We start from the raw sequence: 15,186 nt of genomic DNA on the forward strand, positions 1-15,186 counted from the left end.
GCTCAGAACGTCCTGGCGAACTCCGCCAGCTCGGCGAGCACGGCACGGCCGCGCGCTCGGGCGGACTCGAGGTCGCCGCGCCCGTCCACGGGCTCGACCACCTCGAGATACGCCTTCAGCTTCGGTTCCGTTCCCGACGGGCGCACGATCACGCGGAACCGGTCGCCGGTGAGTTCGATCGCGTCCGTGCGCAGATCGTCCGTCCGGTCGTTCAGGTCCGACATCGTCACCGCGGATCCGGCCAGTGTGGCGGGGGGCCGGCGCCGGAGTGTCGTGGTCATGGCGGTGATCTCGGCGAGGTCCTCGACGCGTCGGGACACCTGCGCGCCCACGCGGGCACCGAACTCGACGTCGAGGTCGTCCAGGACGTCGAGCAGAGTCCGCCCGTCGTGGGCCAGCTCGGCGGCGACATGGGCGAGCAGGACGGCAGCGGAGATTCCGTCCTTGTCGCGCACCGCATCCGGGTCGACGCAGTGGCCGATGGCTTCCTCGTACGCGTAGACCAGACCGTCGCCGGCGCGCACGAGCCACTTGAACCCGGTGAGGGTCCGACGGTGGCGGGCGCCGCGGGCAACCGCGAGCGGGCCCAGCAGCGTGGACGAGACGATCGTGGACGCCACCAGGGCGCCGGGTGCGCTGGACCGCAGGATGTGGTCCGCGAGCACGGCGCCCGTCTCGTCGCCGCTGAGCATCCGCCACCCGTCCGGCCCCCGCACGCCGACGGCGCAGCGATCGGCATCCGGGTCCAGGGCCACGGCGAGGGTCGCGTCGGACCGCTCGGCGAGTGCGAGCAGGAGATCGGCGGCTCCCGCTTCCTCGGGGTTCGGGAACGCGACCGTCGGGAAGTCGGGGTCCGGGACGAACTGCTCGTCGACCGTGACGACGTCGTCGAATCCGGCGCGGCGCAGCGCCTCGACGGCGAGGTCGCCGCCGACACCGTGCAGTGGAGTCAGGGCGATCCTGACGCGGGAGTGGCTCTCCCGCGGGGGAACGCGGCGCAGGAGGCGGTCGAGGTACGGCCCGACGACGTCGTCCACGGTGGGACCGACGGGGACCCGGGGGACGCGGGACGCGCCGTCGGCGGACCGGATGAGGGCCTCGATCTCCCGGTCGGCGGGGGAGACCAACTGGGCACCGCCGTCGAGGTAGAGCTTGTAGCCGTTGTCGGCGGGCGGGTTGTGCGAGGCGGTGATCTGGACGCCCGCGACGGCGCCGCGCGCGCGGGTCGTGAACGCCAGGATCGGCGTCGGGAGCGGGTCGGGGAGCAACGTCACGCGAAACCCGCTCGCGGCGAACACTTCCGCCGCGGCGGCGGCGAACGCCGCCGAGCCGTGTCGGGCGTCGCGACCGACCACGATCTCCGACCCCGGTGCGTGCCGCGCCGACAGGTACGCGGCGACGCCGGCGCTCGCGCGGACGACGACCGCGACGTTCATGCCGTTCGGGCCCGCTCGGACCGGGCCGCGCAGACCCGCGGTGCCGAAGGCCAGGGTGGCGGCGAACCGATCGGTCAGGTCGTCGTCGGAGGCCGCCAGCAGCTCGGCGCGCGCGTCCGGATCGGGATCGTCGGCGAGCCAGCGTTCGAGGCGGTCGCGGTTTACGGCGGTCACAGGTGCGGAACCAGGTCGCGCAGCAGCGTTCCCATCCGGACGGCCGACGCCGCGCCGGCGGCGATGACCTCCTCGCCGTCCAACGGCTCGCCGGTGATGCCTGCGGCCAGATTGGTCACCAGGGAGATGCCCAGGACGCGCGCGCCCACGGCCCGCGCGGCGATGGTCTCGTGGACCGTCGACATCCCCACCAGGTCCGCGCCGAGGGTGCGGAGCATGCGGATCTCGGCGGGCGTCTCGTAGTGCGGGCCCGGCAGTCCGGCGTAGACGCCCTCGGCGAGCGTCGGGTCGATGGACCGGGCCACCGCGCGCAACTCGGCGGAGTAGGCGTCGACGAGGTTCACGAACTGCGCCCCGACCATCGGGGAGCGGCCCGTCAGGTTCAGGTGGTCCGAGATCAGGACGGGGTCGCCCACGGCCATGCCGTCCCGGATACCGCCGGCGGCGTTGGTCAGCACGACCGTCCGCGCGCCCGCCGCGGCCGCCGTCCGCACCGGGTGGACCACCCGCGCGAGGTGATGTCCCTCGTAGGCGTGCGTGCGGCCCAGCAGGATCAGCACCGGCGTCTCGCCGACCCGGACCGACCACATGGAGTTGCTGTGGCCCAGGGCGCGGGGCGCCGCGAAGCCGGGCAGCTCGGACATCGGGACGACGTGGTCCGGGTCGCCGAACTGCTCGGCGGCCCGTTGCCACCCCGACCCCAGGACGACGGCGACGGGATGACGGTCGACGCCCGTGATCCGCGCGAGGGCGGCCGCGGCGGCCTCCGCGGCGGCGGTGGGGTCGAGTTCCGGGTCGGCGGCTGCGTGGGGGGTGTTCACCCGACCGACCCTAGTGCGATCGCCGGGTCAATCCGCGTACGTCCGGTAGAGCCGCCAGAACCACACGGACGCCGCCGATCCGAGGACGACGCCGGAGCCGTAGGCGCCCACCGACACCAACATCGCCGACGCCGCCACGAGGACGACGATGACGACGGTCTGCAGAACGGCCGCGAGGTGCACCGATCACCGCTCCTCTCGCTGTCGACCGGCGCCGCCGTGCGGGGTTACCGGTGAGTACCATCCGATCATGCCTGCACTCGAGCGCGACGGCGACGTCTTCGTCCTCTCCCTTGCCCATGCCGACGGTGTCAATCCCGAGAACCGCTTCCATCCGGACTGGATCGAGCAGGTGCACGCGCTGCTCGACGAGGTCGACGCGGTCGAGGGACCGGCCGCCCTGGTGACGGTCGGCGCAGGCAAGTTCTACTCCAACGGACTCGACACCGACTACCTCTTCGCGCACGCCGACCGCATTCCGGAGTACCTGGACCTCGTGCACACGGTCTACACCCGCCTGCTGCGCTTCCCGATGGCGACCGTCGCGGCGATCAACGGCCACGCCTTCGGTGCCGGGGCCATGCTCGCGCTGTGCCACGACACGTCGGTCATGCGGGCCGACCGCGGTTTCTTCTGCCTGCCGGAGGTCAGCCTCGGCATGCCGTTCACCGAGGGCATGTCCACGCTGCTGCTCGAACGGCTGCCGAACGCCACGGCCGTGGAGGCCATGACCACCGGCCGCCGCTACGGCGCCGCCGATGCGGTCGCGCACCACATCGTGGGGGAGAGCGCGGCCGAGGACGCCGTCGTCGCCCGGGCGGTCGAGATCGCCGCGGCGCGGACGGCGACGCACGGCCCGAACATGACCTCGATCAAGGACAGCATCCACACCCGCACCCTGGCGGCCCTGTCGGTGCAGACCGGGGACAGTTCGTTCTCCTTCGGTTCCTGACGGGCCCCGGGCCGGCCCCGATCGGCGTCCCGATCCGCGCCTGACCCGTCCGCGTGAGTCGGCCGGTGCGAGACTGTCCGTCGTGACCTCCTTCCCGGCCGACGCCCTCGACGGCGTCGTCACCGCCGCGACCCCGGACCTCGTCGCGCTGTCGCACGCGATCCACGCGCGTCCGGAGCTGGCGTTCGAGGAGACGTTCGCCTCGGCCGCGACGGCGGACCTGCTCGTTGCCGCCGGCTTCGAGGTGACGCGGGGTGTGGCGGGTCTGCCGACGGCGTTCGACGCGCGGTACGGGTCGGGTGACCTGGTGATCGCCCTGTGCGCGGAGTACGACGCGTTGCCGGAGATCGGCCACGCCTGCGGGCACAACATCATCGCGGCGTCGGCCGTCGGCGCGGGGCTGGCGCTCGCCTCCGCCGCGGACGAGCTGGGGCTGACCGTCCGCGTGCTCGGCACGCCGGCCGAGGAGACCGGCGGCGGCAAGGTGGTCATGCTCGAGGCCGGCCTGTTCGACGACGTGGGCGCGGCGATGATGGTGCATCCCGGTCCGTTCGACATCGTGGCGGCCCGGTCGCTCGCGCTGGCGGACATCGCCGTGCGGTACCGCGGGCGAGAGGCACACGCCTCCGCCGCGCCGGAGTGGGGGATCAACGCCGCCGACGCCGCGACCGTCGCCCAGGTGAGCATCGGTCTCCTGCGGCAGCATCTGCGTCCGGGTCAGCAGGTGCACGGCATCGTCGGGCACGCCGGAACGGCGCCGAACATCGTGCCCGGCTCGTCGGAACTGCTCTACTACCTGCGGGCCGACACGGCGGAGGAGCTCGACGACCTCGACCGGCGGGCGCGGGGGTGCTTCGCGGCCGGCGCCGTGGCCACCGGGTGCACCCACGAGGTGGCGACGGTCTCGCCCACCTACACCGAACTGACCCCCGATTCCTGGTTGGTCGAGCGCTACCGCGACGTCGTCGGCGACCTCGGTCGCACCGCCGTTCCGCGCGAGTTCGAGACGTCGCGGCCGTTCGGCAGCACGGACATGGGTAACGTGACTGCGCGCGTCCCCGGCATCCACCCCGTCATCGGGTTGGACTCGCGGGGCGCCGTCACCCATCAACCGCAGTTCACCGCGGCGTGCGTGACCGAGTCCGCCGACCGTGCCGTGGTGGACGGTGCCCGTGCTCTGGCGCGGGTCGCCGTGCTCGCGGCCACCGACGCACACCACCGCGACCGCCTCGTCGCGGCAGCACACGAGAGGACGAGAAGACCATGAATCCCGCCGACGCCTGGATCGATGCGCACGGTGCGGATCTGGTGGCGTGGCGTCGTCGTATCCACGCCCATCCGGAACTGGCTCGGCAGGAGTTCGCGACCACCGCCTTCGTGGTCGAGACCCTCCGAACGGCCGGCTTGTCGCCGACGGTGCTGCCGGGGGGCACCGGGGTCGTGTGTGACATCGGCCCCGCGGGTCCGCGCATCGCGCTGCGGGCGGACATGGACGCACTGCCGCTGACGGAGTTCACGGGCGCGGAGTACTCGTCGACGGTCCCCGGGGTGTCCCACGCGTGCGGACACGACGCCCACACCACCGTGCTTCTCGCGACCGGCCTGGTGCTGGCCTCGCTGCCGTCGCTGACGCAGGGGGTGCGCCTGATCTTCCAACCCGCCGAGGAGGTCATGCCCGGCGGCGCGATCGACCTGGTCGCGGCGGGCGTGCTCGACGGCGTCTCCCAGATCCACGCGCTGCACTGCGATCCCCGGCTCGAGGTCGGCAAGGTCGGCATCCGCGTCGGCGCGATCACCTCGGCGGCGGACACCGTCGAACTGCGTCTCGATTCGGCCGGCGGCCACACCTCGCGGCCGCACCTGACGTCCGACCTGGTGTACGCGCTGGGGTCCGTCATCACCGCGCTGCCGGGTCTGCTGAGCCGCCGAGTGGATCCGCGGACCAGCACCGTCATGGTGTGGGGCGCCGTCGTGGCCGGTCAGGCGCCGAACGCCATCCCGCAGAAGGGCATGCTGACCGGCACCGTCCGCACGGGCGATCATCAGACGTGGGAACTGCTCGAGCCATTGGTGCACGAGATCGTGGCCGGTGTGTTGGCGCCGACGGGCGTGAAGTTCGAGGTCGAGTACCGGCGTGGAGTACCGCCCGTGGTGAACGACGAGCACGCCACGCGCCGCTTCGAAGCGGCCATCCGGTCTCTCGGACCGGACGCGTTGGCCGACACCGCGCAGTCCGGCGGTGGGGAGGACTTCTCCTGGTACCTCGAGCACGTGCCGGGGGCGATGGCGCGACTCGGGGTGTGGTCGGGACACGGGCCGCAGCTGGACATCCACCAGGCGACGTTCGATCTGGACGAGCGGGCGCTCGCGGTGGGCGTGCGGGTCATGACGGCGCTGGCCCTCGGTCTCGACGGTCCCGAGCGCGACTAGCCCGTCGGCCGCGCGATCAGGGCGCGGTGCCCGGTCCCACGTTCCGGGAGTTGCGGGTGCGCAGGTCTCGCACGTAGTCCGCGGGTGCGCCGGCGATCTCGGCGGCCTCGGCCATCACGCCCAGGTAGCGGGCGCTGGGCAGCCCGCCCTCGTACGCGTCGAGGACGTAGAGCCACGCCAGCACGGGACCGTCCTGCGTGTCCACGCGGAGTCGGATCTTGCGGTGGATGCCGAGCTCCGAGCCCTCCCACCGGTCCAGGCGGTCCTCGTCCTCGGGCGGCACGTCGTAGAGCACGACGAACACGCGCGACTCGGGGTCCTCGACGACCGTGGCCAGCGCGCCCTCCCAGCCGATGTCCCCGCCGCCGAACGTCAGGCGCCACCCCTGCAACCATCCGGTTCCGGCCACGGGCGAATGGGGGCACCGCTCGAGCATCTGCTCGGGATGCATGTTGGAACCGTAGGCGGCGTAGATCGGCACGGCGGTCAGCCTAATCCGTCGGCGCCGCGACCTCGGGCCGGGGAGCGGACCGTCGGTGCGGTGAATTAGGTTGAGGGGGTGTGAGTGACCCTCACGCACGCTCGTTCTCCCGCACATCCACCACGGAGGCTCTTCATGACCCGCATCGTGATCATCGGCGGCGGACCGGCCGGCTACGAGGCCGCGTTGGTCGCAGCGCAACACGGTGGGTCGGTCACCCTGGTCGATTCCGACGGCGTGGGTGGAGCCTGTGTGCTGTGGGACTGTGTGCCCTCCAAGACCTTCATCGCCTCCACCGGCATCCGCACGGACATGCGTCGGGCGTCGGATCTGGGCATCGAGCTCGACCCGTCGTCGGCGGTGGTCGACCTGCCGCAGATCCACAACCGCGTCAAATCCCTTGCGCAAGCACAGAGTTCGGATATCCGAGCGCGCCTGCAGACGGTCGGCGTGCGCGTGCTCTCCGGCTCGGCCAAGGTGGTCGACACCCAGCCGGGCCTCGCCGCGCACACGGTCGAGGCCGCGTTGTCGACGGGGCAGACCGAGCGGATGGATGCCGAGGTGGTGCTCGTCGCCACCGGCGCCAGCCCGCGGGTGCTGCCGGGTGCGCAGCCGGACGGCGAGCGCATCCTCACCTGGCGTCAGCTCTACGACCTCCGGGAACTGCCGTCGCACCTGATCGTGGTCGGGTCCGGTGTCACCGGCGCCGAGTTCGTCTCCGCCTACACCGAGATGGGCGTCAAGGTCACCGTGGTGTCGAGCCGTGACCGTGTGCTGCCCGGCGAGGACGCCGACGCCGCCCTGGTGCTCGAGGACGTGCTGTCCGAGCGTGGTGTCACCCTGGTCAAGCAGGCTCGGGCCGATTCCGTGACCCGCACCGACGACGGCATCGTCGTCACGCTCTCCGACGGCCGGACCGTCGAGGGGTCGCACGCGCTGATGACCGTGGGATCCGTGCCCAACACCGCGGACCTCGGACTCGAGAACGTCGGGCTCGAACTCGACCGCGGGGGCTACCTGCGCGTCGACCGCGTCTCGCGTACCAGCGTGCCCGGCATCTACGCCGCCGGTGACTGCACCGGCCTGTTGCCGCTCGCGTCGGTCGCGGCGATGCAGGGCCGCATCGCGATGTACCACGCGCTGGGCGAGGGCGTCAGCCCGATCAAGCTCAAGACCGTCGCCTCGGCCGTCTTCACCCGCCCCGAGATCGCCACCGTCGGCGTCGGGCAGTCGGCCATCGACAACGGCGAGGTGCCGGCGCGCACGGTGATGCTGCCGCTGAACACCAACCCGCGCGCCAAGATGTCCGGCCTGCGCCGCGGCTTCGTCAAGATCTTCTGCCGCCCGGCCACCGGCGTGGTCATCGGCGGCGTGGTGGTCGCGCCCACCGCGTCGGAGCTCATCCTGCCCATCGCGATCGCGGTGCAGAACAACCTCACCGTTCGCGATCTCGCCCAGACGTTCTCGGTTTACCCCTCGCTCACCGGGTCCATCACCGAGGCCGCGCGTCAGCTCATCAGCCACGACGACCTGGACTGAGTCCGGGCGTCAGTCTCCGGTGACCGGTTGGCGCAGGATCGTCCGCAGGCGCTCGGGCGCGGTACGACGGGCGTCGTTCAGGTAGATCTCGTGGTGGCGGCCGGTGAGCGACCGGCCCCGGGCCGTCGCCTCGTCGTGCATCGCCGCGATGACCGGACCCTCGGCGTCGTAGGGGCCGACGTGCAGGGTCTGCACGACCGCGCCCTCCTCCATCGTCCGCATCTCGACCGAGCGCGGCGGCGGCCCACCGGCACGTTCGCGCACCCGGCCCTGCACGGTGTCCACGTGCTCGTCCGTGAGCCACTCGGGGACGACGGTGAGCACGGTCCAGTGCCACCTGTTCTTGTTCCGGCCCGAGGTGAACGCCTCCAGGTCGTCGGCCCACCACAAGGCTTCCAGCGGCGGAATGCGGTAGTCGCGGTGCAACTCTCGGGAGGACAGGAACTTCAGGCCGTACGTGACGGGGTACAGCGACGCGAGGGCGTCCGCGTAGGCCGACGACGTGTTCGGGTCACCCGTTCCGTCGACGGCGAGGTACCGACGCGCGGGCAGGTCGAGGAGGTCGATGCGGCCGCGGCGCGCCGTGTACCCGACGAGTTCGCGGCGGGGATCGAACGGCACGGGCACCTCCGGACCGGGACGGGACACGGTGGACGGGTCGACGGGACCGCCCGTTCTCGCGACCGTGTGACGCAGACGGTACGTCCGCCACCGTCGAATGCGCGACCCGATGGTCAACGTGCGCAATCCCGCGGCCATGTGTTGCGCGGACTGCATCGTCTTGTTTGAGTTGTGTGGATCACACCGGGGACGATCTCTCCGGGTGCGACGACGACGAGAGGACCCGACCATGGGCGCCCGCAGCTTTCTTCTTCCCGATCTCGGCGAAGGCCTCACCGAAGCAGAACTCATCAGCTGGTCGGTGACTCCGGGCGACACCGTCGAACTCAACCAGGTCATCGCCGAGGTGGAGACGGCCAAGGCCTCCGTGGAGCTGCCGTCGCCCTACGCGGGCGTCGTGCTGGCCCTGCACGTCGACGCCGGGGACACCGTCGAGGTGGGCACGCCGATCATCGACATCGGTGACGGAGCGGACGACGTCGCGTCCCCGAGTGCTGCGTCGCCGAGTGCCGTGTCTCCGAGTGCCGTGTCTCCGAGTGGCGAGGCCGCGAGCGTCGAGGCCCCGAGCACCGCCGCGCGGAACGGAGCCGACCACGACGACGCCGGTCCGGACGGCCGCGTTCCGGTCCTGGTCGGGTACGGCGTCGCGGGCGAGACGGCCAGCCGCCGCGCCACCACGACCCCGGCCGACACGACGCCTCCGGTCGCCACCCCGTCGGAGCCGGACTCCCGACCCCTCGCGGCGCCGCCGGTGCGGTTCCTCGCCCGGCAGGAAGGTATCGACCTCACGGACGTGCCGCCGACCGGCCCCCGCGGTGAGGTGACCCGCGAGGACGTCGCCGCGTACCTCGACCGAGCCGCCGGCGAGTCCGACTCCGCTCCGCTCGACACTCCGGCGCGGGAGACCCGGACACCGATCAAGGGGGTGCGGAAGCACACCGCGGACGCCATGGTCCGCAGCGCGTTCACCGCGCCGCACGTGACCGAATTCGTCACCGTGGACGTCACACCGACGATGGAGTTGCTGGACCGTCTGCGACGGTCCGCCCACCTCGACGGCGTCCGACTCACCCCGCTGGTGCTGGTCGCGAAGGCGCTCCTGATCGCGGTGCGCCGCAACCCGTCGCTGAACTCGTCCTGGGAAGAGGAGAACCGCGAAATCGTCACCAAGCACTACGTCAACCTCGGCATCGCGGCCGCCACCCCCCGCGGGTTGATGGTGCCGAACGTCAAGGACGCCGACCGGCTGAGCCTGCGCGACCTCGCCCTGGCGCTGTCCGACCTGACCGCCGTGGCCAAGGAGGGCAAGACAGGCCCGCGCGACCTCGAGGACGGCACCATCACGATCACCAACGTCGGTGTCTTCGGGGTCGACTCGGGCACGCCCATTCTCAACCCCGGTGAAGCCGCCATTCTGTGCATGGGCGCCATCAGGCCGCGCCCGTGGGAGTTCGAGGGGCAGATCGCCCTGCGGCAGGTCACCACGCTGAGCGTCTCGTTCGACCACCGACTGGTGGACGGTGAGCAGGGGTCTCGGTTCCTCGCCGACATCGCCGCCGTGCTGTCCGACCCGATGGCACTGATCGCGATGAGCTGAGCCTCGTCCCGCGGCTGTGACGTCAGAAGGCGTACCGCACGGTGAGCCAGGGTGCGCGCTCGGCGATGATGTCCGTCAACCGCGCCACCGCGGCGGCCTTGACGTCGTTCCGGTAGCGGACGTTGAGCGCACCGTTCTGGGATCGCTTGACCTGCTGGGTGTGCGGCGTCCAGAGCACGTTCTCGGCTTTCGGGTGCCACCCCAGGTTGACCTGGTGCAAATCGCGGTTGTGGGTCAGCATGATGACCTCCACCGCGGCCTGCTTCTTGAAGTCGTCACCCGTTGCGGCGGCGACGGAGTCGATCAGCGTCGTCCACCGGTCCTCCCACCCCTCGACGAGCACGACCGGGGAGAAGTTCAGATGGACCTCGTAGCCGGCGGCGACGAAGTCGTCGAGCGCGGCCAGTCGGTCCGCGATGGGTGAGGTGCGGATGTCGAGCAGGCGCGACTCCTGCTCCGGCATCAGCGAGAAGCGGATGCGGGTGCCCCCGCGCGGGTCCAGTGACAGCAGATCCCGGTTGACGTACTTGGTAGCGAAGCTGGCCTTGGCGCCCTCCCACCCCGCGAAGGCGCGGATCAGGTCGGCGACGTTGTCGCTGACCGTGGCGTCGACGCTGCAGTCGCTGTTCTCCCCGATGTCGTAGACCCAGTCCGTCGGATCGCACTGGTTCGCCGCGGGCTTGGGCCCCTGCCGTGTCACGTGCCGGCCGAGGTAGCCGACGATCCTGTCGATGTTGGTGAACACCGTGATCGGATTGGCGTAGCCCTTGCGGCGGGGCACGTAGCAGTAGGCGCAGGCCATCGCGCATCCGTTGGCCGTGGACGGGGCGATCCAGTCCGCCGACCGCCCGTTGGGCCGCGCGGTCAGCGACTTCTTCACCCCGAGCACCAGGTCCTCGGTCTTGACCCGCACCCAGCGGTCGATGTTGCCCTCGTTGCCGTGCAGCGACGGGATCTGCCAGTGCGAGTCGACCTCGATCACCTCGGCGGACGGGAAGCGGGCCAGCACCTCCTGGCCGCGCAGGTCCGCGATCGCCTCCGGTTCGGCCCAGATGCGGCGCGGATCGAGCAGGGCGGGGGTGGGGGCATTCACCTCCCCGGGCTATCACGACCCACCGACACCGCCGGCGAGGAAGTCGAGTACAAGTGAACTGCAAGCGGCGCGGCGCACAGTCCTCGTGACGGCCGACCCTCCCGGGTCCGGCCCCGACGAGAGGACACGCCATGGGCACCAGCCCCGCCCGCCCCACCACGTTCGACGACACCCTCGGCATGCGGCTCTCGCACCGCGCGATGATCGCCGACGCGGGTCGCCTCACCGACCTGCTCGCCGGCCTGGCCGCGGGTGCACCCACCGACGCCCGGCACGGCGCGGCCGTCGCCGAGTACCTGCGCCTGTTCTGCACCAGCATCGAGCACCACCACCGCACCGAGGACGACGTCCTGTGGCCGATTCTCGTCGAGAACGCCGGCCCGCACGTCGACCTGTCCGAGCTCACCGAGGACCACGACGCGCTCGATCCGATCCTCGCGGCCGTGCGCGAGCTCGCCTCGCAGCTGCCCGACCGGACGGCTGCCGCGGCGCTCGCCGGCCACCTCGGTCGGTTGCGCGATCTGCTCACCGAGCACATCGCGGAGGAGGAGGCCACGATCTTTCCGATGATCACGGGGTACGTCCCTCTCGACCGGTGGGCGCAGGTGGAGAAGGCCGCCAAGAAAGGCGCCCGGCCCGATTTCGAGATCGCCCGCGCGCTCGACTGCCTGACCGACGCCGAGCGCCCGGCGATTCGTCGTGAATTCCCGCTGCCGGCGCGCCTGATGATCAAGGTGATGGCGTCGCGGCACCACCGTCGGGAACGGGCGGTGTTCGGGCCGTCAGCAGTGCTCGCGCAGCACGCCTGACCCGGTCCTCCGTCTCGTCGGCGCGGCGGCGATGGACCGCGGCGTCGTCGCCCCGGCCGAGTGCCGCGGCGCTCGCCGCCAGCGCGCCGTCGACGGTGCCCACCGAGAACGAGCCCGCGTCGAGCCCGCCGATCGTGCCGCTGAACGGACGCAGCGCGTCGTACACCGCGCGGCACTCGTCGACGTCGCCCGCCGCCGCCGCGAGGTGGGCGCGCATGACCGTCCAGGCGCGCCAGGCGTAATCGCGGGCCGGTCTCGGGCTCCTGCGGTACAGCGTGGCCGCGGTGGCCCGGTCGCCCGCCAGCAGATGGACGAAGGCCGTCGGCACCTCCACCGGGAACCACGTGTCCTCGCTCGCGCGCCGGGTGCGCTGCCACAGGTCGTCGTCGACGACTCCGGTGTGGATCGCTCGCATCACCCGGCTGATCAGGCCGAACACCGACGCCAGCGAGAGGCCCTGCTCGGCCATGTCGCGGGCGAGGGCGTCGTAGCGGCGAACGGCCTCGTCGAGATCCCCGGCGAGGGCGTGCAGCAGGGCGTCGAAGAGTTCGGCGACCCCGACCAGTTCGAGGAGCTGGTGACCCGCCGCCGCGGACAGCGCCCGGTCCAGTTCCGCGCGCGCCGCCTCGAGGTCCGCGCGGGCGCACGCGGCGAGGAAGAGCTGGAAGTACGCGACCGCGACGTGATCGCCGCGCCCCTCGTCGGCGGCGACGGCGAGCAACCGGCGTGCGGCAGGCTCGCGCGCGTCGTCGTGGTCGGGCCCGTACGCGAGGTATCCGAAGGCGCCCAATGCTCGGCACAGGGCCTCCGGATCGTCGCTGCGGTCCGCCTCGGCCACGGCGGCCACGGCGTGGTGTTCTGCTGCTGCGTCGTCGAGGCCTTCCCACTCGAAGAAGGCCGCCGCGTGCAGGCGTGCGCGGTCACCCGGATCGTCGGTCGTGTCGAGCAACCGGTCCAGCACCGCGATCAGCGGCAGGTCCGGCTCGGCCGCATCGCGCACCGACCACACGGGAGGGGCGGTCCACCCGGTGGCCGCGGCGAACGGGGACCGACCGAGACGGTCGGCGAGAGCGAGGGCATCGCGGCGGATACGACGGGCGCCGGTGGCGTCGCCCGCCCGCGCCGCGGACCCGATCAACGGCACCACAACGTCGTAGACGAGAGCCGGGTCGGGCGGGTCCGCGGTCTCCGCGAGCGTCCGCGCGCGCCGACGCAGGTCCAACGACGTCGACCACGCGCCGGCCTCGTCCGCCGCGCGAGCCGCGGCGAGGGCGAGACCGACACCGTCGGCAGCGGTCGCCGCCGTGGCCGACGCGAGCGCGTGGTGGGCCAGCGCCGTCGGGTCGGACCGGCTCCGGGTGCGCAACGCCGCGGCGACCCGAGCGTGGATCCGGGCGCGACGCAGCTGCGGTTGGTCGGTGTAGAGGACGTCGCGGAACAGCGTGTGCGAGAACCGAACCAGGGTCGACCCGACCTCGTCGAGCACGCCGTCCACCACTGCGGGTTCGAGGGCGTCCAGGACGTCGTCGTCGTCCGAGACGGCGGCCAGGAGGTCGAGGTCGACGTCGCGGCCGAGCACGGCGGCGCGGCGCAGCACCACCGACGTGTGCTCGGGGAGGCGTGCCAACCGGGCCCGCAGGATGGCCTCGATGCCGTCGGGCACGGCGACGTCCGCCGCACGCGGACCGTGCGAGCCCACCAGCCGAGCGAGCTCACGGACGAAGAGCGGGTTGCCTCCACCGCGGCGGGCGATCCGGTCGGCGACGTCCGCCGACAGCACGACCCCCGCGGCGCGGGCCACCGCGCGGGCACCGTCCGCGCCCACCGCGGTCAGCGCGATCACGTCCGACCGGTGTCGACCCGGGGCCAGCGCCGGCAGCAGGGTCGGCGTCACCTCGGACGGCCGGTAGGTGGCGACGACGGCGAGCGGACGCTCCCAGAACGTCGCGACGAGGTGGCGCAGGACGTGCACCGTCGTCTCGTCGGCGCGGTGCAGGTCGTCCAGAACGAGGACCAGCGCACCCTCGGCGAGGTGCCGCTCGCAGACCTCCTCGAGCCGGCGCGCGCGGTCGAAGGGAGACACGGCGGCCGGGGGTGGCTCGTCCTCGGTCAGCGCGCCGGCGATCTGCGCCCAGGGCCAGCCGGGCGGCGCACCGGGGACCTCCGAGCACCGTCCGGTCGCGACGGTCACCCCGCGGGCGCGCGCCTCGTCCGCCGCCAGCCCGGCCAGGGTGCTCTTGCCCTCGCCGGCCTCGCCCGCCACCCAGACCGTGGCAGCGCGGGACTCGGCCTCGACACGAGCGATCGCCGCGCGCAGGCGGTCGAGCTCGGCCGGGCGCGCGTTCGCCGACACCGCCGCGGCGGTCTCCGGGTGCGGCGACCCCAGCGTGGCGACGGGCCGGGCCGGTGGATCCGGAAGGGTCGCGTCGGGCGTCGGGACGCCGACGTCCCGGTGGGCGAGGATGTCCGCTTCCAGGGCGCGCAGGCGCGGCGCCGGGTCCACGCCGAACTCCTCGGCGAGGTGGCGTCGGCTGCGCGCGAGCACGTCCAGTGCGTCGAGCTGACGGCCGAGTCGATAGAGCGCGGTGGCCAGCAGCCGCACGCTCTCCTCGCGGTCCGGCCGGGTCTGCACGACCCCGCTGAGTTCGGCCACGACCGCCGCGTCGTCCGAGAGGCGGATCCCGCACGCGGCGTGCATCTCTCGGGCGAGGGAGCGGAGATCGTCGAGTCGCGCGGCCTCGGCGACGGCCCAGGCGGCGTCGCGGACCTCGGCGTACGCCGACCCGCGCCATCGAGCGAGTGCGTCGGCGAGCACCCGGCGCGCGACGGCGGCGTCGGGTGCGTCGCGGGCACGGGTCAACGCACGGTCGACGAGGCGGGCGTCCACCGCGTCCTCGGGGAGCACGAGGCCGTAGCCCGGCGCCGCGCCGACCAGCAGGCGGGGCCGCCCACGCGCGGGGCGGTTCGGCTCGAGGATGCGGCGCAGGTTGGACACGTGCACCTGCAGGGCCGCGAGCGCGCGCGGCGGCGGCGTGGCCCACAGGTCGTCGACCAGTGTGTCCACCGGGACGACGTCCCCGCCGCCGATCACCAGGCGCTGCAGCAGCGCTCGTTGCCGCCGACTCCCGGTCGACACCTCCCGCCCGCCCACCGTCACCACGAGCGGGCCGAGGACGGAGATCGTCACCGGTGCGGGAGCCGAGTGGGAGTCCGACGCGGGCGTGACCACGCCG

Annotated in this window: 13 protein-coding genes; 6 read left to right on the forward strand and 7 right to left on the reverse strand. The window is 72.6% G+C overall.

The features are described 5' to 3' along the window. Positions 1-2: 2 nt before the first annotated feature. The 3 genes from HQ603_RS03645 to HQ603_RS03655 are packed head-to-tail and all read right to left on the reverse strand — an operon-like array spanning position 3 to position 2,614. Complete coding sequence (locus HQ603_RS03645; RefSeq protein WP_222682939.1) at positions 3-1,610, reverse strand: phospho-sugar mutase; 1,608 nt, start codon at positions 1,608-1,610, stop codon at positions 3-5. Then, positions 1,607-2,431, reverse strand: a complete 825-nt coding sequence (locus tag HQ603_RS03650; RefSeq protein WP_222682940.1) for a purine-nucleoside phosphorylase — start codon at positions 2,429-2,431, stop codon at positions 1,607-1,609. The genes HQ603_RS03645 and HQ603_RS03650 overlap by 4 nt, the downstream gene beginning before the upstream one ends. 27 nt (positions 2,432-2,458) lie before the next feature. Next, a complete protein-coding gene (locus HQ603_RS03655) occupies positions 2,459-2,614 on the reverse strand; it encodes a hypothetical protein (RefSeq protein ID WP_222683311.1) in 156 nt (51 codons plus the stop codon). Positions 2,615-2,681: 67 nt separating this feature from the next. On the opposite strand from HQ603_RS03655, the gene HQ603_RS03660 reads away from it, so the two are divergent. The 3 genes from HQ603_RS03660 to HQ603_RS03670 all read left to right on the forward strand — a co-directional run bounded on the left by HQ603_RS03660 (position 2,682) and on the right by HQ603_RS03670 (position 5,813). Beyond that, positions 2,682-3,383, forward strand: coding sequence for an enoyl-CoA hydratase/isomerase family protein (locus HQ603_RS03660; RefSeq protein WP_222682941.1), 702 nt, complete (start codon positions 2,682-2,684; stop codon positions 3,381-3,383). Positions 3,384-3,465: 82 nt separating this feature from the next. Further along, positions 3,466-4,650 (forward strand): M20 family metallopeptidase, encoded by a 1,185-nt coding sequence (locus tag HQ603_RS03665; RefSeq protein ID WP_222682942.1) that lies wholly within the window; start codon positions 3,466-3,468, stop codon positions 4,648-4,650. Beyond that, positions 4,647-5,813, forward strand: a complete 1,167-nt coding sequence (locus tag HQ603_RS03670) for a M20 family metallopeptidase (protein ID WP_222682943.1) — start codon at positions 4,647-4,649, stop codon at positions 5,811-5,813. The genes HQ603_RS03665 and HQ603_RS03670 overlap by 4 nt, the downstream gene beginning before the upstream one ends. 16 nt (positions 5,814-5,829) lie before the next feature. On the opposite strand, the gene HQ603_RS03675 is transcribed toward HQ603_RS03670, so the two are convergent. Then, positions 5,830-6,294: a gamma-glutamylcyclotransferase gene (locus tag HQ603_RS03675; RefSeq protein ID WP_222682944.1), complete on the reverse strand. Its 465-nt coding sequence runs from the start codon at positions 6,292-6,294 to the stop codon at positions 5,830-5,832. Between the two features lie 135 nt (positions 6,295-6,429). Between HQ603_RS03675 and HQ603_RS03680 the strand changes: the two genes are divergently transcribed. Then, positions 6,430-7,833: an NAD(P)H-quinone dehydrogenase gene (locus tag HQ603_RS03680; RefSeq protein WP_222682945.1), complete on the forward strand. Its 1,404-nt coding sequence runs from the start codon at positions 6,430-6,432 to the stop codon at positions 7,831-7,833. A 9-nt stretch (positions 7,834-7,842) separates the two neighbouring features. Here the strand turns inward: HQ603_RS03680 and HQ603_RS03685 are convergent, their stop codons facing one another. After that, entirely contained in the window at positions 7,843-8,610 is a 768-nt protein-coding gene (locus HQ603_RS03685) for a GyrI-like domain-containing protein (RefSeq protein WP_261773204.1), read from the reverse strand. 73 nt (positions 8,611-8,683) lie between these two features. Between HQ603_RS03685 and HQ603_RS03690 the strand changes: the two genes are divergently transcribed. Next, entirely contained in the window at positions 8,684-10,051 is a 1,368-nt protein-coding gene (locus HQ603_RS03690; protein WP_222682946.1) for a dihydrolipoamide acetyltransferase family protein, read from the forward strand. A gap of 22 nt (positions 10,052-10,073) precedes the next feature. On the opposite strand, the gene HQ603_RS03695 is transcribed toward HQ603_RS03690, so the two are convergent. Beyond that, positions 10,074-11,144 (reverse strand): spore photoproduct lyase family protein, encoded by a 1,071-nt coding sequence (locus HQ603_RS03695; RefSeq protein ID WP_222682947.1) that lies wholly within the window; start codon positions 11,142-11,144, stop codon positions 10,074-10,076. A 131-nt stretch (positions 11,145-11,275) separates the two neighbouring features. On the opposite strand from HQ603_RS03695, the gene HQ603_RS03700 reads away from it, so the two are divergent. After that, positions 11,276-11,953 (forward strand): hemerythrin domain-containing protein, encoded by a 678-nt coding sequence (locus tag HQ603_RS03700; protein WP_222682948.1) that lies wholly within the window; start codon positions 11,276-11,278, stop codon positions 11,951-11,953. Here the strand turns inward: HQ603_RS03700 and HQ603_RS03705 are convergent. Further along, positions 11,874-15,182 carry an AfsR/SARP family transcriptional regulator gene (locus HQ603_RS03705; RefSeq protein WP_222682949.1) on the reverse strand — a complete coding sequence of 1,103 codons (3,309 nt, stop codon included), beginning with the start codon at positions 15,180-15,182 and terminating at the stop codon, positions 11,874-11,876. The two genes, HQ603_RS03700 and HQ603_RS03705, sit on opposite strands and share 80 nt — an antisense overlap. Between the last annotated feature and the right edge of the window lie 4 nt (positions 15,183-15,186).

It is taken from the genome of Rhodococcoides corynebacterioides (assembly GCF_019834675.1).
Taxonomy (GTDB): Bacteria; Actinomycetota; Actinomycetes; order Mycobacteriales; family Mycobacteriaceae; genus Rhodococcoides; species Rhodococcoides corynebacterioides_A.